This is a genomic window from Streptomyces sp. NPDC050439, assembly GCF_040655335.1.
GTDB lineage: Bacteria > Actinomycetota > Actinomycetes > Streptomycetales > Streptomycetaceae > Streptomyces.
In genome coordinates, this window is record NZ_JBFAJT010000002.1 from 1,292,936 (window position 1) to 1,315,153 (window position 22,218).

Below are 22,218 nucleotides of genomic sequence, written 5' to 3' on the forward strand. Positions count from 1 at the left end.
GGCCCTAGGCGGCGTCCTGCATGACTTCCTCGCGCAGCCGGTCGCAGCAGCGGCTGATCAGGCGCGAGACGTGCATCTGGGAGATGCCGAGCTGCTCGGCGATGCGGCTCTGCGTCATGTCGCCGAAGAACCTCATGTACAGGATGTCGCGCTCCCGCTCGGGCAGCGCGGCGATGCGCGGCTTGACGGCCTCGCGGTCGATGACGACATCGAGCGCGGGGTCGGGTGCGCCGAGTGCGTCGCGCAGCGCGTATCCGTCGTCGCTGCCCGGCAGTTCGGCGTCCAGGGAGAGCGCGGTGAAGCTTTCCAGCGCCTCCAGACCGGCGGCCGCGTCCTCCTCGGAGAGCTGCGCCTTCTCGGCGATCTCGACGAGGGTGGGGGCGCGCCCGGGAACGGTCTGGGTCAGTTCCTGGCGGGCGAACCGCACCCGGTTGCGCAAGTCCTGTACGCGGCGGGGCACATGGAGGGTCCACATGTGGTCACGGAAATGGCGCTTGATCTCGCCGGTGACCGTCGGCACGGCGTAGCTCTCGAAAGCGCTGCCGCGCTCGGGGTCGTAACGGTCGACGGCCTTGACCAGGCCGAGGGCAGCCACCTGGCGCAAGTCGTCCAGTGCTTCGCCGCGGTTGCGGAAACGGCCGGCGAGGCGCTCGGCCATCGGCAGCCAGGCCCTGACCAGCTCCTGGCGCAGTGCGTCGCGTTCGGGCCCGTGCGGCATCTCTGTCAGCCTGCGGAAGGCGGCTGCGGTGTCGGGTGCGTCGTCGTGCGGATGGCGCTTCGTCTGTCGCGCGTCGGATCGCATGATGCGTCGCAACTCCTCTTTCGGTGCCTTGGGTTGAAGAGTCACCGTGGGTGGACGCGAGAGCGCGACGGGGCACACCCGGCGAGCGCGAAACCGCTCCCACGGACGTGCCTCCGTTCCGAAGCACTGTGAACTCCGCCTGCCCCGAAGCCCGGGAAGCAAACACATGTGCGTGCCCGTGGGGGTGCGGAGGACGGGTCTCCGCACTTCTTCCGGGCAAACCCGCATGGACCGGCCGAACCGGGGTACTGCGGCGAGACAACCGACCCCCCACAGGAAGGGCCCCACCATGGCTGTTGTCGTAAGGGACGTCATGACACCGGGTGTCGTGGCGGTAGGTCCCGATGCCTCGCTGGTGGAAGCGGCACAGCTGATGCGCGCGCAGGACATCGGGCATGTTCTGGTGGCCACGTCCGGCCGCCTCGTCGGCGTGCTCACGGACCGGGACATCACGCTGCGGGCCGTCGCCGACGGCGCCGATCCCCTCACCGTCAGCGCGCAGGCCATCTGCACGCCGGATCCGGTGATGGTCGCCCCCGACGACGCCGTGGCGTCGGCGGTCAGCCTGATGCTCGAGAACGCCGTGCGCAGGCTGCCCGTGGTCGAGGACGGGCAGCCGGTGGGCATGGTGACCCTCAGGGATCTCGCTTCTTCGGCCTGAGGCCGAGGCACCCTTCGCCGCGGCGGCTGACGCCACGGCCGGGGTAGCCCCGGCCCTCGGCCGGGCGGGGTCCTGGCCCGGTCCGGAGGGAGCGGGTCCGGTTGCACGGATGGTGCAGGGGGAGCGACCGGACCCGCGGCGCGGGCCCGGCCCGGCCTGAGGCCGGGCCGGAACGTCCCCGGCGGTCCGTCACGGTCGCGGCCCTGGGGCGGGTTGAGGACCCGTGGGCAGCGACCGGCCCGACCGGTGACAGGTGAAACGATAAATCAGTGACCCGTGCGGCCACGATCCGCTGAGCGCGCCCGCTGTCCGTATAACGCACGCGCCGGATGGCGCACACCCCGGACGGCGCACGCCCCGGACGGCACACCCCGCGTACTCAGCGCCGCAGCGTCTGGGACGGCAACTCCCCGAAGCGGGCGTGGTACTGCTCGGCGAACCTCCCCAGATGGCTGAAGCCCCACCGGTGCGCCACCTCGCTCACGCTGATCGCGCCGGGCTCCGCCTCCCGCAGTTCGTCGCGCACGCGGATCAGCCGCACCTCCCGTACGTACGCCATGGGGGACATGCCCACATAGCGGCGGAAGGCCTCCTGGAGCCAGCGCACCCCGACCCGCGCCTCGGCGGCGAGCCCGGCGGGCGTGAAGGGATACTCGGGCCGCTCCTGGACGGCGTCCATCGCGCGCTTCACGGGCGCCGGGCGCAACCTCCGCTCCGGGGCGGTGAGTTCGTCGCGGTAGGGGTGATCGACGGCGAGCAGCAGCCCGCTCAGGATCGCCTCCTGGAGGGGCGCGGCGACCAGGGGCGACGCGTAGAGGGACGCCTGGCCCGGCGGAGTGCCCGGCTCCACGCGCAGGTCCCCGATGACCGTGGTGACGAGGCGGGCCCAACTGCGGCCCGGGCCATGGGTGGTGTCCAGCTCGGGGGCGAGCGTCAGCGGGGCGCGGGTCGGCCGGCCGAGGAGCTGCTCCAGGCGCTGTTCGAGCGCCTCGCGGTCCATCTTCACCGCGAGGATCCGGCAGTCGCCGGTCCACCGCTCCACCACCGTGTCGCCGACGGGCTGGAACACCCCGGCCCGCTGCGCCGTCGCGACGGTGCTCGCGCCGCCGCCCTGCCTGAAGCGCATGTGCCCGCCGAGCGGAATGTTCACGTGGTACGCGCCCAGTTCACCGACCCGCATCCACACATCGGCGCCGCAGCTGAGCTCGCCGACGGTGAGCGCGCCGAGCTGCCCGATGTCGAACTCGGCGCGAAAGGCGCGCGGCCCGTCGAGGACGTCCATGAAGTTGCTGTAGAACGCGTCACCGATCACCTGCCGCGCCTCGTCCACGTCCGCGGTCCTGAAAGACGCCCTCGGCACCTGGGCACTCACGCGTGACTCACCCGCTCCCCCGACATCGTTGACGCTCCCCCGCGGCTACACCCGGCGCCCCACCAGACTCAGCAGCTCCGTCTGTGCGTCGGCGTCCCGCGGTGGTTCCACCGCGGGGGCGAAGAGCCCGCTCTTCGCCAAGTCCGCAGCGTACGGCTTGATTTCGTGCAGGGAAAAGGCGACGAGATCTTCCGGAAGGGTTTCGTCCGCGCCGATGGCCCGGGACAGGTCCCAGGCGTGCACGACGAGGTCGGTGATCATCTGCCCGCAGTAGAAGTCGGCCGCTGTGTCGCCGAAGGAGAGGTGCACCGTGCGGTAGACGGCGCCCGGCTCGCCGAACGCCTCCTGGGCGGCGGCCGCCGCGGTGTCCCAGGAAGCGACGGGGTCGGGCCCGAGCACGTCGCCGTCGAAGGCGTCGCCGACGGAGTCGATGGTGGCGCCGTCGCGGACGAGCGAGGGCACCCAGAGCTGCTCGGTGGTCAGGTGATCGACGAGGTCGCGTACGGACCAGTCGGTGCACGGCGTTGCCGCGTCCCACTGGTCGGGCCCGATCGCGTGCACCCGGTCGCCGAACAGGTCGAGCGCGGCGGCGTGCCGGTCCAGGAGCTCGCGGTCGTTCAGGTGGGACGGGCCGGCTGTGCCAGTCGTGTCTGCCATACCCGCCATTGTCCTCCTGCGGCCGGAAGCCGCTACCGCTTGCGCTCCACGCGGCGCTCGTCCCACACCGGCTCGGGCGTCTCGCGCACGAGACCGTCGCTGCCGAAGACGAGGTAGCGGTCGAAGGAGCGGGCGAACCAGCGGTCGTGCGTCACGGCGAGGACCGTTCCCTCGTAGGCCTCAAGGCCTTCCTGGAGGGCCTCGGCGGACTCCAGGTCGAGGTTGTCGGTGGGCTCGTCGAGCAGCAGGGCGGTGGAGCCCTCCAGCTCCAGGAGCAGGATCTGGAAGCGGGCCTGCTGGCCGCCCGAGAGCCGCTCGAAGCGCTGTTCGGCCTGCCCGGTGAGCTCGTACCGGCGAAGGCGTGACATGGCGGGGCCCTTGGCCTGGGCGTGCTCGCGCCACAGGATGTCCAGGAGCGTGCGGCCGAAGAGCTCCGGGTGGGCGTGGGTCTGCGCGAAGTGTCCTGCCACGACGCGCGCGCCGAGCTTCCAGTCGCCGGTGTGCGCGACGTCGCCGCCCGCGAGCAGGCGCAGGAAGTGCGACTTGCCCGAGCCGTTCGAGCCGAGGACGGCGACCCGCTCGCCGTAGAAGACCTCCAGGTCGAAGGGCTTCATCAGGCCGGTCAGTTCGAGGTCCTTGCAGGTGATCGCCCGGATGCCGGTACGTCCGCCCTGCAGCCGCATGGTGATGTCCTGCTCGCGCGGCGGCTCGGGCGGCGGCCCCGCCTCCTCGAACTTGCGAAGCCGGGTCTGCGCGGCGGCGTACCGCGAGGCCAGCTCATGGCTGATCGACGCGGCCTGGCGCAGGCTGAGCACCAGCTTCTTCAGCTGCGCGTGCTTCTCGTCCCAGCGCCTGCGCAGCTCCTCGAAGCGTGCGAACCGCTCGCGCCGCGCCTCGTGGAAGGTGTCGAAGCCGCCGCCGTGCACCCAGGCGTCGGCGCCCGCGGGTCCCGGCTCGACGCTGACGATCTTCTCGGCGGCGCGGGCGAGGAGCTCGCGGTCGTGCGAGACGAAGAGGACGGTCTTGCGCGTCTCCTTGAGCCGCTCCTCCAGCCAGCGCTTTCCGGGTACGTCGAGGTAGTTGTCCGGCTCGTCCAGGAGCAGCACCTCGTCGCCGCCGCGCAGCAGGGCTTCGAGCACGAGGCGCTTCTGCTCGCCGCCGGAGAGCGTGCGGACCTCGCGGAACTGCGCCTTGTCGTACGGGATGCCGAGCGCGGCCGTCGTGCACATGTCCCAGAGGGTCTCGGCCTCGTAGCCGTGGGCCTCGGCCCAGTCGGAGAGCGCCTGGGCGTACTGGAGCTGGGCGGCCTCGTCGTCGACGGCCATGATCAGGTGTTCGGCCACGTCCACGGCCTTCGCGGCATCGCGGATGCGGGCGTTCGACACGGAGACGAGCAGGTCGCGCACGGTCGTCTCGTCGCGCACCGACCCGACGAACTGCGGCATGACACCGAGGCCGCCGCTGACGGTGACGGTGCCGCCGTGGGGCTGGATCTCGCCCGAGATCAGGCGGAGCAGGGTCGTCTTGCCCGCGCCGTTCGCCCCGACCAGGGCGACGATGGCGCCCTCGCCGACGCGGAAGGAGACATCGCCGAGCAGCGCTCGGCCGTCCGGCAGGTAGTACTCGATGTGCGCGGCTTCCAGATGTCCCATGCGGGGGATTCTCCGTGCGGGGTACGCGTTGCCGCAAATGCGTTTCGCGTCCTTCCGTTTCCGGCCGCTCCCCCCTGGCGGGTTGACCACATAGTGATACGCGGGTCTCATTATTCGACATGGCGGCGTACCGTTCGGTCCACCGCAGCGAAGCGGCAGCGATCGTGAAGGAGTTCCGCCATGCCGGAGGAAACGGCCGTCTACACGCACGGGCACCACGAGTCCGTCCTGCGCTCCCACACCTGGCGGACCGCCGCCAACTCGGCCGCCTATCTTCTGGACGCGCTGAAGCCGCACCTGCGGATCCTGGACATCGGCTGCGGACCCGGCACGATCACCGCCGACCTGGCCGCGCTCGTGCCCGACGGCCAGGTCACGGGCGTCGACCACGCGCCCGGCATCCTGGACCGGGCCCGCGCGACGGCGGCCGAACGCGGCCTGCGCAACGTGGAGTTCGGCGTCGCCGACGTCCACGACCTGCACTACCCGGACGACTCCTTCGATGTCGTCCACGCGCATCAGGTGCTCCAGCACGTCGGCGACCCGGTGCGCGCCCTGAGCGAGATGCGGCGCGTCTGCGCGCCGGGCGGCGTCGTCGCCGCCCGTGACGCGGACTACTCGGCGATGGCCTGGTACCCGAAGCTCCCCGCCATGGACGGCTGGCTCGACCTGTACCGGCGGGTGGCCCGCGCGAACGGCGGCGAGCCGGACGCGGGCAGCCGTCTCAAGTCCTGGGCCCTTCAGGCCGGTTTCGACGACGTCACCGCGAGCGCGAGCACCTGGTGCTACACATCGGCCGATGAGCGTGCCTGGTGGAGCGGCCTGTGGGCGGACCGCACGGTCGCCTCCGACTACGCGGGACTTGCCGTGGAGGGCGGCCACACCGACGCCGGTGAGCTGCGGGCCTTCGCCGACGCGTGGCGGGAGTGGGGAGAGCGGGAGGACGGCTGGTTCGCCGTGCTGCACGGGGAGATCCTCTGCCGGAAGTGAGAGCACGTAAGCACGTAGGCACGTCCAGGGGGTTCCCTCATGTTGCGCAGGGGTGCTGACGACACCTGAAGAGGGGGGCGGGCGGGCGTGCCCCGGGCCGCGTTCGCCGGAACCATTCAGACGGACGGTTCAGGGTGGACCGCAGTGAGCGAGGCGCACCATGACGAACGCGACGCAGGGACATCCGGGGCACCGCCCCGCACGGCCGGGCGGTGGTGAGCCCTCCGCTCGCCCGCCCGTCTCCGCTCCCCCGCCCGTCCACGCCGCGTTCGCGCTCTGGATCACCGCGGTCGTGGCGGGCTTCTTCGAGACGGTGCTCATGGCCGGTGCTCTGGTGGCCGACGGCGACGCGTCCGCCGGGGAACTGGCGGGCGGACTGCTGCTGCGGATGGCCGTGTTTTCGGCGGCCGTCCTGACCGCCGTGCAGCTGCGCCGCGGCAGGAACTGGGCGCGTCTGACGCTCGCCGTGGGGCTCGGTGTCCTCGGCACCCTGTCCCTGGTGGTCGAACCGCTCCGCTGGCTGGCCGAAGGGCATCCTCTGGGGGACGCCTTCCGTGACCTGGGGGCAGTGGACGTCCTGTTCGGCGCGAGCCGCGTGCTGCATCTGAGCGCGGTGCTGGTGGCGACGGTCCTGATGTTCCGGCCCGCGTCCAACGCCTGGTTCAGGGCGCGGTCGGCACGGACAACGCCGTCGGCGCGATCGGCGGAGCCCGGCGGGCACTGACCGACCTCACCGCACGACCGCCTGCTCCACGAGCAGCCGCGCCGCCGCCGCGATGGACTCGGCGTCGATGCCCGCGTGGTGCAACTGCTCCTCGGGGGACGCCGATCCGGGCATCGTGTTCACCGCCAGCCGCACCAGGCGGGGCACCGGGCCGCCGTCGCCGAAGGCCTCGACGACGGCGTCGCCGATGCCGCCCTCCGGCCGGTGGTCCTCGACGGTGAGCAGACAGCCGGTGCGCTCGGCGGCCTCGTGCAGGGTGGCGCGGTCGACGGGCTTGACCGAGTACAGGTCGATGACCCGGACCTGGATGCCCTCGCGGTCCAGGTACTCGGCCGCGGTCAGCGCCTCGTGCACGGTGACGCCCGCCGCGACCAGCGTGAGCCGGTCGTTGCCGGACGAGCGCAGGGTCTTGGAGCCGCCGACGGGGAACTCCTCGCCGGGGCCGTAGATGACGGGCGCGTCCCCGCGTGACGTACGCAGGTACCGCACGCCGTCCAGATCCGCCATCTGCGCGACGAGCTTGCCCGTCTGGTGGGCGTCGCACGGGTACAGGACCGTCGAGCCGTGTACGGCGCGGAACATCGCCAGGTCTTCGAGGCCCATCTGGGACGGCCCGTCCTGACCGATGGCCACACCGGCGTGCGACCCGACGAGGTTGATGCCGGAACCGCTGATCGCCGCCATGCGGACGAAGTCGTGGGCACGGGTGAGGAACGCGGCGAACGTCGACGCGTACGGGACCCAGCCGCGGGCCGCCAACCCCACTGCCGCGGCGACGAGTTGCTGCTCGGCGATGTAGCACTCGAAGAAGCGGTCGGGGTGCTCCTTGGCGAAGTACTCGGTCCGCGTGGAGTCACCGACCTCCCCGTCGAGGGCCACGATGTCGCCGCGTGCGGTGCCGAGCGCGGCAAGCGCCTGGCCGAAGGCGGTGCGGGTGGCGACGGAGTCGCCCACCTGGTGGCGCGGCAGTTCCAGATGGCCGCTGCGTGTCGCGTGCAGCGCACGCGCGGCGGCGGGTTTGCGCACCTCCACGCGTACGTCCTCGCCTGCGCCCGCGCCGCCCAGCTCCTCGACCGCCGCTGCCGCCTCGGCCAGGGGTTTGCCGTGCAGGCCCTCGCGGTCCTCGGCGGCGGCGACTCCCTTGCCCTTGACGGTGCGGGCGAGGACGACCGTGGGCTGGCGTGTGGTGGAGCGGGCCTCCCGGAAGGCGCGGTCGATCTCGTCCAGGTCGTGGCCGTCGGCCTCCACGACATGCCAGCCGAAGGCGGCGAACCTGCGGGCGTAGGCGTGCAGGTCCCAGCCGTGGCGGGTGGGGCCGCGCTGCCCGAGGCGGTTGACGTCGACGACGGCGGTCAGGTTGTCCAGGTGCTCGTACCCCGCGTGCTCGACGGCCTCCCACACCGAGCCCTCGGCGAGCTCGCTGTCGCCGCACAGCACCCAGACCCGGTAGGGAATCCGGTCGAGGCGCTTGCCCGAGAGGGCCATGCCCACGCCGACGGGAAGCCCCTGGCCGAGGGAGCCGGTGGCGACCTCGACCCACGGGAGGCGGCGCGGCGTCGGGTGTCCTTCGAGGCGGCTGCCCTGGGCGCGGAAGGTCAGCAGCTCGTCGTCGGTGACGACGCCGGCCGCCTTGTACGTCGCGTAGAGGAGGGGCGAGGCATGCCCTTTGGAGAGGATGAAGCGGTCGTTGCCGGGATGGTCGGGCCGGTCGAAGTCGTACTGCAGGTGGCGCGCGGCGAGCACCGCCATCAGATCGGCGGCGGACAGCGAGGAGGTGGGGTGCCCGGAGCCCGCCGCGTCGGCGGCCCGGACGGAGTCGACCCGCAACTGCCGGGCGAGTGGGGCGAGTTCGCTGGTGGTCATGGCGGGTCCTCCTCGGATGGGCGTGCGGTTCCGGCGGTCCGCCGGGCGCGCCGGCCGTCGGTTCCTGCCGGACGTGACCTTCCGACGGCATCGGCGCGCGAGCCCTTCGGGTTGCCCTCGCGCCCCGCCGTCAAACACCGCGGCGACGCGGGGCGGAATCGGGGGGCCGGTCCGGTTTGCCCGCCCGGCTTCGGGATACCCGTATGGAGCGCCGTCGCAGGTGTGGGGGCTTGTGAACCGGCCCCGCACCGCCGCGCGCCCCCACCCCGCACGTGATCCAGGACGGTCCCGATGAAGGACGCAGTGCGCATCGAAACCCCCGCCTTGTCCGCCTACTGTGTCCCCGCGGACGCCCCCGAGGCGGACGGCACCTTCGCCTGGGAGAGCACGACCATCGTGATCGTCGAGATCACGGCGGGCGACGCGACGGGCACCGGCTGGACCTACGGTCCGGCGTCCGTCGTCGCCCTGCTGGCCGAGCAGCTCGTCCCGGCCGTCACGGGTCTCGACGCGCTCGACATCCCCGCGGCGCACGCGGCGATGACGAAGGCGGTGCGCAACACCGGCCGCCCCGGTGCCGCGTCGTGCGCCGTCTCGGCGATCGACATCGCCCTGTGGGACCTGAAGGCGCGCCTCCTGGAGATCCCCCTCGTACGTCTCCTGGGCGCCGCCCGCGACGAGGTCCCCGTGTACGGGAGCGGGGGCTTCACGACGTACCACGACACGCATCTGGCGGCCCAGCTGAACGGCTGGGTGCACGGCCAGCGCATACCCCGCGTGAAGATCAAGGTCGGCGAGGCCTGGGGCCGGGCGGCGGCCCGCGACGTGCTGCGGGTGCGCACCGCGCGCGATGTCATCGGCGCGCAGGCCGAGTTGTACGTCGACGCGAGCGGCGCCTACACCCGTAAGCAGGCGATCCGGGTGGGCCGGGTGCTCGCCGAGCACGGTGTGGGCTGGTTCGAGGAGCCGGTCCCCTCGGACGACCTGCGGGGGCTCGCGCTGGTGCGGGACGCGCTGGTCTGCGATGTCGCGGCCGGCGGCTACGGCTACGACCTCCCGTACTTCGCGCGGATGGTCCCCTCCGTGGACTGCCTCCAGCTGGACGCGACGCGCTGCGGCGGCCTCACGGAGTGGCTGCGGGCCGCGGCCCTCGCGCAGGCGCACGGGATCGAGGTCTCGGCCCGCTGCGCGCCGCACGCGCATGCCGCGGTCGCCGCGTGCGTGCCGAATCTGCGGCACATCGAGTGGCTGCACGACCATGTGCGGATCGAGTCGATGTTCTTCGACGGCGCCCTCGACCCGACGGGCGGCGTCGTCCGCCCCGACGGCGGCGTGGGGCACGGCCTGGAACTGCGGCGCACCGAGGAGATCGAGGGATACCGGGTCGCTTAACGGCGCCGGCGCCCGGAAGTCCGTCGAAACGATCTCGGATGGCGGCCGGGCCAACTAGGCTCGCCCGTATGGAGATCCTGGGAGCCACGCTGCGTATCTGCGTCGAGGACCTGGAGTCCTCGGTCGCCTTCTACGAACGCCTCGCGGGCGGTACCGCGCAGCGTTTCGAGCGGGAGGGCGTGTCGGTCGCGGCGGTCGGCTGCTTTCTGCTGATGAGCGGACCCGAGCGTGAGCTGGAGATCCTCAGGAAGGTCTCGGCGACGATCGCGGTACCGGACGTCGACGAGGCGTACGCCGTCCTGAACGCGTCCGGCGCCCGTGTCATCGCGGGCCCCGTCCCGACACCGGTGGGCCGCAACCTCATCGCGGTGCACCCGGACGGCACCGTGTTCGAGTACGCGGACCGGCGCCCCGCGACCTGACCGGTCTGCCCGTATCCTCCACGGCAGGCAGGCCGAACGGAGGACGGTGCACGTGGCGGGCAGTACGGCGGACGGTACGGAACGGATCTCGTTGAGCGCCCAGGCGCGCGAGGCCGTCCGGCAGCGCATCGTGGACCGCCGCTACCCGCTGGGCTCGCGTCTCGTGGAGCGTGAGGTCGCAGAGGAGCTGCGGATGTCGCGGGTCCCGGTGCGGGAGGCGATGCGCGCGCTGGTCGCCGAGGGGCTGCTGGAGCTCCTGCCGCACAGCGGGGTGCGGGTGCGCCGTCTTGAACGCTCCGACGTGCGGCATCTGTACGAGGTGTGGGAGCCGCTCGCCGTCCAGGCGTCCCGGCTCGCGGCCCGCCGGGTTGCGCGGAGCCTGCCGGACGAGCCGCCGGGTCTCGCCGCGCTGCGGGGCACCCTGCACCAGGCCGAGCAGGCGTCGGACGTGGACGACGGGCCCCGCGAGGTCGCCGCGCACACGGCTTTCCACGAGGGCATCGTGGCCCTCACCGGCAATCCCCTCCTGGCCCGCACGATGGAGCAGTTGAGCTGGCAGCTCCAGCTCCTGTTCGGCATGCGCGCGGAGCCGGACCACATGCGGGCCCAGCATGAGCTGATCTACCGGCAGATCGCGTCGGGCGACGAGGAGACGGCTGCGGCGAGCACACTGCTGCATGTGCGGGACAGCCAGGCGGTGGCGCTGAGGGCGCTCTTCGAGGAAAGCACCTCCTGAGCCTTCTGTATACCAAGGCATGCAGAGTGCCATCTCCCCTGGTCATTACTGTGCTGATACCTGCACATTTCCTCGCCCTCCCTTGCGGGCCACTCCAGCTTGGTATACAAACTGCGGACGCGTTCCCTCCGTAACCCGTCCTGGAGCAGCCCCATGTGCGTCGAGAACACCCCTCCGCCCTCTTCCCGGCTCACCCGGCGCGGCGTCCTCGCGGGTGCGGCGGCGCTCGCCGGGACCACGGCCGCGCTGGCCGCCGCCGCGCCCCGGGCGAGTGCCACGCCCGGCACGGCCTCCCCCGACAGCCGGCGGACCGGCGGTGATCTGGTCGTCGAGGGCGGCACCCTCCTGGACCCCGCGACCGGCGAGGTGACCGAGGACGCGGTGGTCGTCATCGTGGACGGTGTCGTGCGCGCGGCGGGCAGGCGCGGGCGGACGGAGGTGCCCGAGGGCGCCGAGGTGCTCGACGCGCACGGGCGCTGGGTCCTGCCGGGTCTCGTCGACGCGCACATCCACCTCAACACCGCGGCCGAGGCACGCGACGCGGTGCTGCTCGGCGCGACCAGCGCCCGCAGCGGCTCGACCAACTTCTTCCAGGACATCGCCGTACGGGAACTGGCCCGCCAGGCCCCGGGCCAGGCGCCCCGCCTGCGCGCCGCCGGTGTCTTCGTCACGCCCGACCTGGGCGACACGATCCTCGCCGACCCGGAGCTGACCCCGCTGGCCAAACTGCGCGACGGGGTGCGCTCACCCGAGGCGCTGCGCCGCGTCGTCGAGGTCAACCTCGCCCGGGGCGCCGACGTCATCAAGACCCGGGTCAACGAGCGGGCCGGGCTGCCCGAGCAGGACCCGCTGGCCCAGGTGTACGACCGCGAGCAGCTGTCCGCCGTGGTCGCGGCGGCCCGGCGCGGCGGCAAGGGCGTGCTCTGCCACAGCTACAGCGAGAAGGGCTGCCACGACGCCGTCATGGCGGGCATCCGCTCGCTGGAGCACGGCGCGTTCGTCGGTGAGCGCACCCTGCACGAGATGCGGCGCAGGGGCACGTACTTCACGCCGACCCTCACCGCCATCGCGGGCCTCGCCGAGTCCTCGGACCCGGTGCTCGCCGAACGCGGCCGTCAGTACCTGCCGGTCCTGAAGCGGGCCGTGCTCGCCGCGCACGAGATGGGCGTGCCGCTGGCCGCGGGCACGGACTCCTCCGGCGGGAAGATCAAGCCCATCGGCCGCGAGGTGGAGCTGATGCGGGCGGCGGGTCTCTCCGCGCTCGACGCGATCCGTACGGCCACCACCGGCGCCGCCAAGCTGCTCGGCGTGGACCGCACGGCGGGCCGCCTCGCGCGTGGCTTCGCCGGTGACGTGCTCCTGGTGGACGGCGACCCGCTCGCCGACGTGACGGTCCTCAAGAAGCCCGTACGCGTGGTGCGTTCGGGCATCGCGGTCTGAACACCCCCGAGCCCCCGGTATCTCCCCCGCGCACCACTCCTCCGCACCACCCCTCTCGAAGGAGCCCCCCCATGACGCCTCTCTCCCGTCGCGGCGTACTCGCCGGAGCCGCCGCCCTCGCGGGTACCGGAGCCGCCCTGTCGGCCGCCGCCCCGGCCGCGGCTGCGCCTCACGGTGACAAGCACCGCCCCAAGGCCGTGGTGTTCCGCGACGTCCGTCCCTTCGGCGTGAAGACCCCCGTGGACCTCACGGTCGTCGACGGCCGCATCACGCAGGGCCGCGCGCCCAAGGGCGCCAAGGTGATCGACGGCGGCGGCCGGGTCGCCCTGCCCTCGCTCGTGGACGCCCACATCCACCCGGACAAGACGACGTGGGGCGGCGACTGGGTCACGCGGAAGCCCGCGAGCGGCATCGCCGACTACTGCGCCCAGGACGTGGAGCTGTTCAAGAGCCAGGCCCGGCCGGTCGGCGAGCGCGCCCACGGCCTGATGGCGCACGCCGTGACCCGCGGCACCCGCGCGATGCGCGCCCACGTGGACGTGGCGCCCGCCTACGACCTGGCCGGTGTCGAGGGCGTCAACGCGGCCCGCGAGCGGCTGCGGGACGCACTGGACGTGCAGATCGTGGCGTTCCCGCAGCACGGCGTGATCCGGACCCCGGGCACGGCGGAGCTCCTGGAGGAAGCGGCCCGCTCCGGGGCCGTCGACCTGGTCGGCGGCATCGACCCGATCAGCTTCGACGGCGCGATGGACGAACAGCTCGACCTGGTCTTCGGCCTCGCGGACCGCCACGGGGTCGGCGTGGACATCCACCTCCACGACCGCGACGAGAAGGGCACGAAGGTCCTGCGGGCGATCATCGAGCGCACCCGCGCGCTGTCCCTGCGCGGCAAGGTCACGGTCAGCCACGTCTTCTGCCTGCCGAACCTGTCCGACACCGACCTGGGCAAGATGGCCGCCGACCTGGGCGAGCAGGACATCTCCCTGACGACGGTCGCGCCGAACGAGTCGCTCGTCCTGCCGATCGCCAGGCTGCGCGAGCACGGGGTGCGGGTCGGGCTCGGCTCGGACGGGGTGCGCGACTCGTGGAGCCCGTTCGGCAACGCCGACATGCTGCACCGCGCGCACATCCTCGGCTGGGTCACCGACGTCCGTCTCGACGACGAGCTCACCGACTGCTACGACGTGGGCGCGCACGGCGGCGCCGACGTGATGGGCCTCGACCACGCCGACCTCAGGCCCGGCTCCCCCGCCGACTTCATCCTCGTCCGCGGGGAGTGCCTCCCGCAGGTCCTGGTGGACATGCCGCAGCGGGACATGGTGGTGCACGGCGGCAAGGTCGTCGCCAGGAACGGCGAGCTGACGTAACCGCCGCGGGGCGTCAGTCCCGTGAAGCTGCCCGCATCCGGTAGTCGTACCGGGCGGGCAGCTCTTCGTCGGTGACCGCGTGCCACAGCTCGCCGAGCACCTCGGCGCCCTCACGCAGGTCGGCGACCTCGAAGCCCTCGTCGAATATCGCCCGTGCGGCGGCCTTCTCGCCCTCCGCCAGGAGCAGTTGAATCTCGACGAGGCGGAAGCGGCCCTCCGCCCGTGTGGCAGGGGACAGGCGGTCCCACACTCCACGGGCCGCCTCCTTCCGCCCGGCCGCCAGCAGGACGCCCATCGCCTCCCTGCCGAGGGCGGCACTCGCGGACGTCCACAGGACACCGTCGTCGCGCCGCTCCTGGCACAGGTCGTCGAAGGCTTCCGCGTACCGGTCGGCGGCGCGCTCGACGTTCCCCGCGTCCTGGTCGGAGACCGCCAGGCAGCGCAGGAACGGCCAGCGCGAGGGGGCGAGTTCGAGGCCGCGCTCCCAGCTGCGCACCGCCTGCGCCAGGTCGCCCGCGTGCCACTGCGCCACGCCCAGGTGGTACTCGGCGGCCGGCCGCGCGGGCGCCGTCTCCAGCATGTCCCGCCAGTGCGGGGCGACCAGGGTCGGGCCGGGCGGCGCCACCCGGCGCGGCTCGGGGACGGCGCCGGAGTGCAGGAGCTCCAGCCACGGTTCCTGCTCGGGGCCAAGGGTGGACTCGGCGAACGGCGTACCCGGCAGCTTGTAACCCGCGCGCACGACTTCGAGCGCGCCCCACCCGGACCCGGCGGCAAGCACCTCGCCCGGCTCGGTGTCCGCGCACGGCCGCCACGCGTCGTACGCCTCCTCCACCACGGCGCGCGGCAGCGCCTCCGCGAGCCGTGCCTGGGCCTCCTCGCGCGCGGCTCCCCAGTCGGGGCCGTGCACGGGACCCGGGTCCGCCGACAGCGGTCCGTACGACTCCAGCCAGCTGAACTCGCCCTCGGCGTCCAGGCGTACGTGTTCCAGCTGGGTCCGTGCGAGGCCGGCCTGGATCTCCGCGTACCCTCCCGTGCCGGGCTCCGTCAGCCACTCCTGCCAGCGCCGCCCGCCGGCGCCCGAGCCCCACACGAAGAGCTTGCGGCCGCGCAGCAGGTCGGTCGACGTCTGGACGAGGCCGTGGCCGTCGTCGTCGAGCGCGGCTATCCAGCGCCGTGCGCGGTCCGGTACGTCGTAGAAGTAGTCGGCGGCGTACTCGCTGCGCGGCGGGTAGGTCCGGTCCACGCCGTCGGTCTCGGGCACCGGCACCTTGCGCAGCGCGCCCGTGTACCCGAAGTGCCAGGCCTCGTCGGCCGGGGCGAGGACCCGGCGCTCCTCGGGCACCGCGATGTTGGACCACCAGTAGACCGGGACGGCCTTCTCGTGCGGGTTGCGGATGCGCACGCCGACGTGGAGGAAGTCGGAGTCCTCGGGCAGCCACAGGTCCACCTGGAACGGCACGTCGCGCAGCCGCTCCCACTCCCACAGCCGCAGCATCTCGCCGCCGTCGGGCGCCGCGACGCGCGCGGCGTGCAGCGGCGCGCAGGACAGCGTCGTATGGCCGGTGGCGCCGATGTTCCATTCGATGCCGCCGGAGAACCAGGCGCCGTTCAGCGCGAAGGCGGCGGGCTGCAGCACCGGGTTGCGGTAGAGGAGTTCACGGCCGGTCGGCTTGTGGAAGAGGGAGTGGAGGCGACCGCCGAAGCCCGGCAGGACGGTGGCGCGCAGCCGCTCGTTCTCGATGACCAGGGTGTCGAGGGTGGTGTCGGTGCGCTCGCGCCCGTATCCGTCGAGCACCCGCGTCGGCAGGACCCCGCGCAACGGCTCGTACCCGAGCTGGCGCGCCATGTCGCGCGGCAGGCCCTCTCTGCCGCGCTCGTCCAGCGTGTGCACCTCACGGAGCGGCCGCAGCGGCGGCAGCGGGTTCTCGGGGCCCAGCGGGGCTGCGGGCAGCGTCAGCACGTCACGTCGCACGGTGGTCGTCACGATCACCATGGAACACGCTCGACGCCCTCCCGACCAGGGTCTCTCCCGGTCAGGATTCCGCAAAGGCGCTACTTGCGCCGACGCATGAAGTACGCCCCGCACAGCGCGCCGATCAGGCCGGTGCCCAGGAGTGCGACCCACAGGGGCATGGTCACCTCGGGGATCAGGAGTCTGATCTTGGTGTGGCGGGTGTTCTCGAAGATGAAGACCAGGGTGAGGACGGCGATCGCGAGGACGGCGATCCTGCCGGGCGTCATGACGCCACCGCCGCGGCCCCGGCCATCGCCCGCGCCGCCCTTCGCGCCGCCCGTCGAGCTGCTGGGACTCATACGTGGACCTTCCGTCGGAGCTTCGACCGGCCTCCCCCGGTGACCAGCATGGGCAGCTGGGCCGGGTTCGCGCGCGGTGGATGCTCCTCCGGGGGCGGGGGTGTGGGCCAAACGGGTGAGGCGCGGTGTGTGCGGCGGGCCTCAGGCCAGCGCGGGCGTCTCCAGCGTCAACGTCCCCTTGTCCGCGTCCAGTTCACCTTCCAGGCCGAACGGCACGGTCAGTGCCGCGTCACAGTGTCCAAAACCGAACTCCTCGACGACCGGCACACCGAGACCGCCCAGCCGGTCCAGCAGCAGCGCCCGCACCGTGTCGTACGGATCGCAGTCCACCCACGAGCCGAGCGCGACCCCGCGGACCCCTTCGAGCCAGCCCGCACGGATGAGTTGGGTGAGGTAGCGGTCGAGGCGGTACGTCTCCTCGCCGGTGTCCTCCAGGAACAGCAGCCCGCCCCGCGCCGACGCGCGCACCCCAGGGGCGCCGAGGTCCGAGGCGAGCAGGCAGAGGCAGCCGCCGAGGGTCACACCTCGCGCGCGGCCCGGCACGAGCGCCGTCCCGCCCGAGGCGATCACCTGGACCTCCTCGGGCGCGAAGAGCGTGGCCCGCAGATGCTCCTGCGCCCGCGTGTTCTTGAGGAAGTCCATGGCCGCGACCATCGGGCCGTGCAGCGTCGCGAGGCCGAGGCGCGCCGCGAACGCCTCGTGCAGCGTGGTGATGTCGCTGTAGCCGACGAACACCTTGGGGCCCGCGGCCCGCATCGCCGCCCAGTCCAGGGACTCCACCATGCGCAGCGCTCCGTAGCCGCCGCGGGCGCAGAGCACCGCGGAGACGGACGGGTCGCACCAGGCCTCCTGGAGGTCACGGGCGCGACCGGCGTCCGTGCCCGCGAGGTAGTCGAGCCGCGGGTGGCGGTCCAGGACGTGCGGGGCGACGACCGGTTCGAGGTCCCACCCCCGCAGGATGTCCAGGCCCGCCTGGAGCCGCTCCTCCGGCAGGGGCCCGCTGGGCGCGACGACGGCGACCCGCGCGCCGGGGGTGAGTCGCGCGGGACGCGTCAGGGGTTTCACTTGGAGAGCTCCAGGGTGGGTGCCGTGCCCGCCAGTTTCAGCCGGAACACCTGGGCGTACAGGGCGAGTTCGGCCTCAAGGGACCGGATCAGGGTGTCCGCCCGGCGGAATCCGTGCCCCTCTCCCTCGAAGGTGATGTAGGCGTGCGGCACACCGCGCCCCTGCAGTTCGGAGACGAACCGATCGGCCTGTTCGGGCGGGCAGATCACGTCGTCGAGGCCCTGGAGCAGCAGGAAGGGCACGCTGACCCGGTCGACGTGCTCCGCGGGGGAACGCTCCACGTACCGCGTCGGCACCTCGTCGAAGGGGCCGATCATCGAGTCCAGATAACGCGACTCGAAATCGTGGGTCCCGCCGGCGGCCCACTCCGTGAGGTCGAGGATGGGGTAGATGATCGTGCCGCAGGCGTACACGTCCGTCGTGGTCAGCGAGGCGGCCGTGGTCCAGCCGCCCGCGCTGCCGCCGCGGATCGCGAGGCGGTCGCGGTCGGCGGTGCCCTCGTCGGCCAGGGCCAGGGCGACGGCCGCGCAGTCCTCGACGTCGACGATGCCCCACTGCTCGCGCAGCCGGTTGCGGTACTCGCGGCCGTAGCCGGTCGAGCCGCCGTAGTTGACCTCGGCGACGCCGATGCCGCGCGAGGTGAAGTAGGCGATCTCCAGATCGAGCACGAGCGGGGACCGGCTGGTGGGGCCGCCGTGCACCCACACCACGTACGGCGGGAGTTCCTCGTCGGGGGCCACGCAGACCGGGTGGTGCGGGGGGTAGACGTGCGCGTGGATCTCACGGCCCGCCGGGCCGCTGAAGGTGCGGATGCGCGGCTCGGGGTAGTACGCGGTGTCCACCGGGTCGTCGTGCGCGGCGCCGATCACGCGGGCGCGGCCGGTGCTGGTGTCCAGTTCCACGACCTCGTACGCGCTGCGGGGGCTGGCCGCGACGCCGATGGCGCGGGTGCCGTTCACCGCGACGGTCGCCGCCCACTCCGTCCAGGGGCCCGCGGCGTCGACGACCTCGCCGGTCTCCGGGTCGAGCACGCCGAGCGCGGTGGCACCCTTGCCGTGCACGACGGCGACGAGGCCGCTGTCCAGGGGCGCGAACCAGCCGGAGCCGATCTGCCACAGGGGGCCGCCGAACTCCTCCTCGCGCGGACAGACGGGTGTTCCCGACGAGAAACCGCCGCCCTCGGAGACGTCACCGCGGTAGAGGTTCCACCAGCCCGTGCGGTCGCTCGCGAACAGCAGCCGTCCGTCGGGGGCCCACTCCGCCTGCGCGATCGACTCCTCGGGGCCGCCCGCGAACACCCGGGGGGCGCCGAACGTGCCGTCCGCGCGCACCTCGGCGACCAGGAGTTCGGTGCCGTCCCACGGCATCCGGGGGTGGTCCCAGGCGATCCACGCCGCGCGGGCGCCGTCCGGGGAGAGGCGGGGCCCGGTGACGAACCGGTGCCGGTCGTCGGAGAGTTCACGCACCGCCGCGCGGTCGTCGGCCGCCGAGCCGTCGAGCGGCACGGCGACGGCGACTCTGCGCACATCGGTGGGCCCCTCGCCCGTGTACTCCTCCAGGACGCACCACACCTCGCCCCGGCCTAGGTGCACGCACGGGTCGATGTAGCGCAGGCCGCCGCCCACGTCGGAGAGCGGGGTCAGCGGACTCGGCGCGGCTCCGGGGACGTCGGGCGCGTACGCGTACAGGCGCTGGTCCGCGAAGTTCGCGAACACGATCAGCGGTCCGTCGGGCCCCACGGCCCCGGCCCACGAACGCCCCCCGTACTCGATGACCCGGCTGCGCACGTTCCACGGCTGGGGCAGCACGGACTCCTCCGCGCCGTCCGGACGCCGTCGCACCAGGGCGCGCCTGCCGCCCTCGGCGGGCCTGGGCTCGGTCCACCATGCCTCGTCGCCGACGAAGCCCACGGTGGCCGGGGAGCCGTCGTGGGCCGCGGCGAGCGCCGCGTCGATGGGCGACGGCCATGATCCGTAAGCCTGGGTCTCCATCATGTCCTTCTCTTCCCCCATGATCGGTTGTGTTCCCTAGGCCGTTCTCAGATAGCGGTCGAGTACGCGGACGCCGAAGTGCAGCGCGTCGACGGGGACGCGCTCGTCGACTCCGTGGAAGAGCGCTTGGTAGTCGAAGCCCTCCGGTGTCCTCAGCGGCGAGAAGCCGTAGCCGGTGATGCCGAGTCGCGAGAACTGCTTGGCGTCCGTGCCGCCGGACATGCAGTACGGCACGACCTGTCCCTCGGGCGCGAATTCCTCGACGGCTGCCCGCATCTTCGCGTACGTCGACGAGTGGACCGGCGCCTGCAGCGCCACCTCGCGGTGGTGGAACTCCCAGTCGACGTCCACTCCGGTGAGCCGGTCAAGGGTGGCGGCGAACTCTTCCTCCCCGCCCGGCAGATACCGGCCGTCCACATAGGCGACGGCTTCGCCCGGAATGACGTTCACCTTGTAACCGGCCTGCAGCATCGTCGGGTTGGCGCTGCCCCGTACGGTCGGCGCGACCAGGTCGGCGGCCGGGCCGAGCTTCTCCAGGAGCGCGTCCACGTCGAATCCGGGCGCGTCCAGATCGGCCTGTTCCCCGTACAGCGCGGCCAGTTCGGTCAGGGACGCCCGGACCGTCGGCGTGAGCCGCACCGGCCAGCGGTGCTCACCGATGCGGGCGATCGCCGAGGCCAGCTTGCTCACGGCGTTGTCGGGGTTCACCTTCGAGCCGTGGCCGGCCTTGCCGCGCGCGGTCAGCTTGAGCCAGCCGGTGCCGCGCTCCCCCGCCGCGATGGGATAGAGCTGATTGCCGCGGCCGTCGTGAAAGGTGAAGGCGCCGGACTCGCTGACGCCTTCCGTGCAGCCCTCGAAGAGGGACGCGTGCTGATCGGCGAGGAAACCGGAACCGTCCTCGGCGCTGGCCTCCTCGTCGGCGGTGAACGCGATCACGATGTCCCGCCGTGGCCGCACGCCCGCGCGCGCCCAGCCACGCACCACGGCAAGGATCATCGCGTCCATGTTCTTCATGTCGATGGCGCCGCGGCCCCAGACGACGCCGTCGCGGATCTCCCCGGAGAAGGGGTCCACGCTCCAGTCGGCGGCCTCGGCGGGGACGACGTCCAGATGGCCGTGCACGAGCAGCGCGTCGGCGGAGGGGTCGGTGCCCTCGATGCGCGCCACCACGTTCGTACGGCCCGGTGTCCGCTCCAGGAGCGCGGGTTCGAGCCCGGCTCCGGCCAGGCGCTCGGCCGCGTACTCGGCGGCGGGCCGCTCCCGGCAGTCGCCGCCGCCCCTGTTCGTGGTGTCGATGCGGATGAGGTCGGAGGTGAACCGGACGACCTCGTCGAGCGCCTGCCCGTCGACGTGTCCGGTGCTCCGATGCCCCGGCTGCTCCTCAGCCATACTGCTCCTCCACGGCGGCCGATGCGATCGTCGTGACCGCCTTGAACGTACGAATGCCCTCGTACATGGTCTCGCTGGTGTACGCGACCTTCCGCTCGCCGGTGCGCCGCACGCCCGGCACCACGGTGGACGCCATGGACAGGTGCTCGGCGTCGAATTCGAGCTCCACGGTGAACGGGCCGCCCTGTACCGGTGCGTGCCGTACGGCCAGCGGGACCGCCTCCTTGGCCGCGGCGCGGATGTCGGAGGCGGTCCGCCGCGGGGTGCGGCAGACCGCCGCGTACCGCGACACGTGGTCCTTCACGGCGACCTTCAGCGCGCCTGGCGCGTACCCGAGGGCGTCCTCGCAGGCCAGGTCGTCGCCGGTGACGAGGACGACGGGGACCCCGTACTCGGCGACGACATGGGAGTTGAGGAGCCCCTCGCTGGCCCGCTCTCCGTTGACCCATACCCCGGTGATCGAGTTGGCGAGGTAGGTGTGCGCGAGCACACCCTCCATGCCGGCGCCCGCGTGGTAGCCGATGAACGCGATGCCGTCCACGTCGTCGTGCTGGACGCCCTCGACCATGGAGAGGGACTTGTGCCGCCCGGTGAGCATCTCCGCCCGCTCGTCGAGGTCCTCCAGGAGCAGGTTGCGCATGGTCCAGTGGGCTTCGTTGATGAGCACCTCGTCGGCGCCCCCGTCGAAGAAGCCGAGCACGGCCGCGTTGACGTCCGAGGTGAACATCGAACGGCACCGCTCCCACTGCGGCGTACCGGGCAGCACGTCGGCCGGCCACGTGACACCCGTGGCCCCCTCCATGTCTGCGCTGATCAGGATCTTCATGCCGCCTCACGCTACGCGTTCGCCAACTCCTGGACCAGATCCGTCGGTGACCGCGTCGCGTGCCGGTTGCCAGAGTGTGCTGCGCAGGTCCGAGCCGCGGACCAGCTGGATCCGCCAGGGCTCGATGCGGATCACGTGGTACTCGGGGTCCTCCGGGCCGCCCCGCCAGTAGTGCACGGGGTCGTAGCCGACGCCGTGCGGGCCGCCCCGGGTGTAGAGCTCCCAGGCGTGGCGTCTGGACGCCTCGTCCTCGGCCCAGGCGGAGAGGGCGTCCACATGGACGGTGTTCTGGCGGGGGTTCCAGTAGGAGTAGGTGGTGTGCGGGTTGTCGGCCAGGTGGGCGGCCTTGACGGGGGTCTTGTACGCGGCGAGCCAGCCGACCGGGCGGCCCTCGACGATCTCCCAGACGGGGAGCAGGACGCGGGCGCGGGGGCGGTGCTTCCGGTCGACGGTGATCATCGTGGCGTACTTGATGTCGCGTACGTACGAGAAGAACGTGTCCCGCACCTCGGAGAAGTCGCTGACTTTGGTGGTGGGCATGTCGGGTGCTCCTTGC

At 72.6% G+C, this 22,218-nt stretch carries 20 protein-coding genes; 8 read left to right on the top strand and 12 right to left on the bottom strand.

What is annotated here, in order from left to right; genetic code table 11:
• Positions 1-4: 4 nt before the first annotated feature.
• Entirely contained in the window at positions 5-802 is a 798-nt protein-coding gene (locus tag AB0I66_RS12780; protein WP_363207774.1) for an RNA polymerase sigma factor SigF, read from the bottom strand.
• A 289-nt stretch (positions 803-1,091) separates the two neighbouring features.
• Between AB0I66_RS12780 and AB0I66_RS12785 the strand changes: the two genes are divergently transcribed.
• Positions 1,092-1,463 (top strand): CBS domain-containing protein, encoded by a 372-nt coding sequence (locus AB0I66_RS12785; RefSeq protein WP_363207775.1) that lies wholly within the window; start codon positions 1,092-1,094, stop codon positions 1,461-1,463.
• Positions 1,464-1,842: 379 nt separating this feature from the next.
• Here the strand turns inward: AB0I66_RS12785 and AB0I66_RS12790 are convergent, their stop codons facing one another.
• From AB0I66_RS12790 to AB0I66_RS12800, 3 genes are all read right to left on the bottom strand, one after another.
• Positions 1,843-2,793 (bottom strand): AraC family transcriptional regulator, encoded by a 951-nt coding sequence (locus AB0I66_RS12790; RefSeq protein ID WP_363207776.1) that lies wholly within the window; start codon positions 2,791-2,793, stop codon positions 1,843-1,845.
• An 87-nt stretch (positions 2,794-2,880) separates the two neighbouring features.
• Positions 2,881-3,492, bottom strand: a complete 612-nt coding sequence (locus tag AB0I66_RS12795; RefSeq protein WP_363207777.1) for a TIGR03086 family metal-binding protein — start codon at positions 3,490-3,492, stop codon at positions 2,881-2,883.
• Positions 3,493-3,524: 32 nt separating this feature from the next.
• A complete protein-coding gene (locus tag AB0I66_RS12800; protein ID WP_363207778.1) occupies positions 3,525-5,144 on the bottom strand; it encodes an ATP-binding cassette domain-containing protein in 1,620 nt (539 codons plus the stop codon).
• A gap of 180 nt (positions 5,145-5,324) precedes the next feature.
• Between AB0I66_RS12800 and AB0I66_RS12805 the strand changes: the two genes are divergently transcribed.
• Complete coding sequence (locus tag AB0I66_RS12805; RefSeq protein WP_363207779.1) at positions 5,325-6,134, top strand: class I SAM-dependent methyltransferase; 810 nt, start codon at positions 5,325-5,327, stop codon at positions 6,132-6,134.
• Between the two features lie 160 nt (positions 6,135-6,294).
• Positions 6,295-6,858, top strand: a complete 564-nt coding sequence (locus AB0I66_RS12810; RefSeq protein ID WP_363207780.1) for a hypothetical protein — start codon at positions 6,295-6,297, stop codon at positions 6,856-6,858.
• Between the two features lie 6 nt (positions 6,859-6,864).
• Here AB0I66_RS12810 and AB0I66_RS12815 read toward each other — a convergent pair whose 3' ends face one another.
• Positions 6,865-8,721: a transketolase gene (locus AB0I66_RS12815; protein WP_363207781.1), complete on the bottom strand. Its 1,857-nt coding sequence runs from the start codon at positions 8,719-8,721 to the stop codon at positions 6,865-6,867.
• Positions 8,722-9,012: 291 nt separating this feature from the next.
• On the opposite strand from AB0I66_RS12815, the gene AB0I66_RS12820 reads away from it, so the two are divergent.
• From AB0I66_RS12820 to AB0I66_RS12840, 5 genes are all read left to right on the top strand, one after another.
• Positions 9,013-10,113 (top strand): enolase C-terminal domain-like protein, encoded by a 1,101-nt coding sequence (locus AB0I66_RS12820; protein WP_363207782.1) that lies wholly within the window; start codon positions 9,013-9,015, stop codon positions 10,111-10,113.
• 68 nt (positions 10,114-10,181) lie between these two features.
• Positions 10,182-10,535, top strand: coding sequence for a VOC family protein (locus AB0I66_RS12825; protein ID WP_363207783.1), 354 nt, complete (start codon positions 10,182-10,184; stop codon positions 10,533-10,535).
• 52 nt (positions 10,536-10,587) lie between these two features.
• Positions 10,588-11,271 (top strand): GntR family transcriptional regulator, encoded by a 684-nt coding sequence (locus AB0I66_RS12830; protein WP_363207784.1) that lies wholly within the window; start codon positions 10,588-10,590, stop codon positions 11,269-11,271.
• 153 nt (positions 11,272-11,424) lie between these two features.
• Positions 11,425-12,711: an amidohydrolase family protein gene (locus AB0I66_RS12835; protein WP_363207785.1), complete on the top strand. Its 1,287-nt coding sequence runs from the start codon at positions 11,425-11,427 to the stop codon at positions 12,709-12,711.
• 71 nt (positions 12,712-12,782) lie between these two features.
• Complete coding sequence (locus AB0I66_RS12840) at positions 12,783-14,078, top strand: amidohydrolase family protein (protein WP_363207786.1); 1,296 nt, start codon at positions 12,783-12,785, stop codon at positions 14,076-14,078.
• A 13-nt stretch (positions 14,079-14,091) separates the two neighbouring features.
• On the opposite strand, the gene AB0I66_RS12845 is transcribed toward AB0I66_RS12840, so the two are convergent.
• The 7 genes from AB0I66_RS12845 to AB0I66_RS12875 form a co-directional block, all read right to left on the bottom strand.
• Positions 14,092-16,071: a DUF5107 domain-containing protein gene (locus tag AB0I66_RS12845; RefSeq protein WP_363207787.1), complete on the bottom strand. Its 1,980-nt coding sequence runs from the start codon at positions 16,069-16,071 to the stop codon at positions 14,092-14,094.
• Between the two features lie 59 nt (positions 16,072-16,130).
• Positions 16,131-16,391, bottom strand: coding sequence for a DUF1049 domain-containing protein (locus AB0I66_RS12850; protein WP_363207788.1), 261 nt, complete (start codon positions 16,389-16,391; stop codon positions 16,131-16,133).
• Positions 16,392-16,532: 141 nt separating this feature from the next.
• Complete coding sequence (locus AB0I66_RS12855; RefSeq protein ID WP_363207789.1) at positions 16,533-17,456, bottom strand: LD-carboxypeptidase; 924 nt, start codon at positions 17,454-17,456, stop codon at positions 16,533-16,535.
• Entirely contained in the window at positions 17,453-19,468 is a 2,016-nt protein-coding gene (locus tag AB0I66_RS12860) for an LpqB family beta-propeller domain-containing protein (protein WP_363207790.1), read from the bottom strand. Before AB0I66_RS12860 ends, AB0I66_RS12855 begins: the two co-directional genes overlap by 4 nt.
• Before the next feature lie 15 nt (positions 19,469-19,483).
• On the bottom strand, positions 19,484-20,836 hold the full coding sequence (locus tag AB0I66_RS12865) for a M20/M25/M40 family metallo-hydrolase (RefSeq protein WP_363207791.1): 1,353 nt from the start codon (positions 20,834-20,836) through the stop codon (positions 19,484-19,486).
• Positions 20,829-21,662 (bottom strand): M55 family metallopeptidase, encoded by an 834-nt coding sequence (locus AB0I66_RS12870; RefSeq protein WP_363207792.1) that lies wholly within the window; start codon positions 21,660-21,662, stop codon positions 20,829-20,831. Before AB0I66_RS12870 ends, AB0I66_RS12865 begins: the two co-directional genes overlap by 8 nt.
• 6 nt (positions 21,663-21,668) lie before the next feature.
• Positions 21,669-22,202, bottom strand: coding sequence for a pyridoxamine 5'-phosphate oxidase family protein (locus tag AB0I66_RS12875; RefSeq protein ID WP_363207793.1), 534 nt, complete (start codon positions 22,200-22,202; stop codon positions 21,669-21,671).
• Positions 22,203-22,218: the final 16 nt, after the last annotated feature.

Coding starts and splice junctions, on each gene's coding strand:
- AB0I66_RS12835 (WP_363207785.1), top strand. CDS start 11,425: ATGTGCGTCGAGAACACCCCTCCGCCCTCTTCCCGGCTCACCCGGCGC.
- AB0I66_RS12860 (WP_363207790.1), bottom strand. CDS start 19,468: ATGGGGGAAGAGAAGGACATGATGGAGACCCAGGCTTACGGATCATGG.
- AB0I66_RS12805 (WP_363207779.1), top strand. CDS start 5,325: ATGCCGGAGGAAACGGCCGTCTACACGCACGGGCACCACGAGTCCGTC.
- AB0I66_RS12870 (WP_363207792.1), bottom strand. CDS start 21,662: ATGAAGATCCTGATCAGCGCAGACATGGAGGGGGCCACGGGTGTCACG.
- AB0I66_RS12780 (WP_363207774.1), bottom strand. CDS start 802: ATGCGATCCGACGCGCGACAGACGAAGCGCCATCCGCACGACGACGCA.
- AB0I66_RS12800 (WP_363207778.1), bottom strand. CDS start 5,144: ATGGGACATCTGGAAGCCGCGCACATCGAGTACTACCTGCCGGACGGC.
- AB0I66_RS12815 (WP_363207781.1), bottom strand. CDS start 8,721: ATGACCACCAGCGAACTCGCCCCACTCGCCCGGCAGTTGCGGGTCGAC.
- AB0I66_RS12795 (WP_363207777.1), bottom strand. CDS start 3,492: ATGGCAGACACGACTGGCACAGCCGGCCCGTCCCACCTGAACGACCGC.
- AB0I66_RS12810 (WP_363207780.1), top strand. CDS start 6,295: ATGACGAACGCGACGCAGGGACATCCGGGGCACCGCCCCGCACGGCCG.
- AB0I66_RS12875 (WP_363207793.1), bottom strand. CDS start 22,202: ATGCCCACCACCAAAGTCAGCGACTTCTCCGAGGTGCGGGACACGTTC.
- AB0I66_RS12840 (WP_363207786.1), top strand. CDS start 12,783: ATGACGCCTCTCTCCCGTCGCGGCGTACTCGCCGGAGCCGCCGCCCTC.
- AB0I66_RS12825 (WP_363207783.1), top strand. CDS start 10,182: ATGGAGATCCTGGGAGCCACGCTGCGTATCTGCGTCGAGGACCTGGAG.
- AB0I66_RS12850 (WP_363207788.1), bottom strand. CDS start 16,391: ATGAGTCCCAGCAGCTCGACGGGCGGCGCGAAGGGCGGCGCGGGCGAT.
- AB0I66_RS12845 (WP_363207787.1), bottom strand. CDS start 16,071: ATGGTGATCGTGACGACCACCGTGCGACGTGACGTGCTGACGCTGCCC.
- AB0I66_RS12865 (WP_363207791.1), bottom strand. CDS start 20,836: ATGGCTGAGGAGCAGCCGGGGCATCGGAGCACCGGACACGTCGACGGG.
- AB0I66_RS12785 (WP_363207775.1), top strand. CDS start 1,092: ATGGCTGTTGTCGTAAGGGACGTCATGACACCGGGTGTCGTGGCGGTA.
- AB0I66_RS12820 (WP_363207782.1), top strand. CDS start 9,013: ATGAAGGACGCAGTGCGCATCGAAACCCCCGCCTTGTCCGCCTACTGT.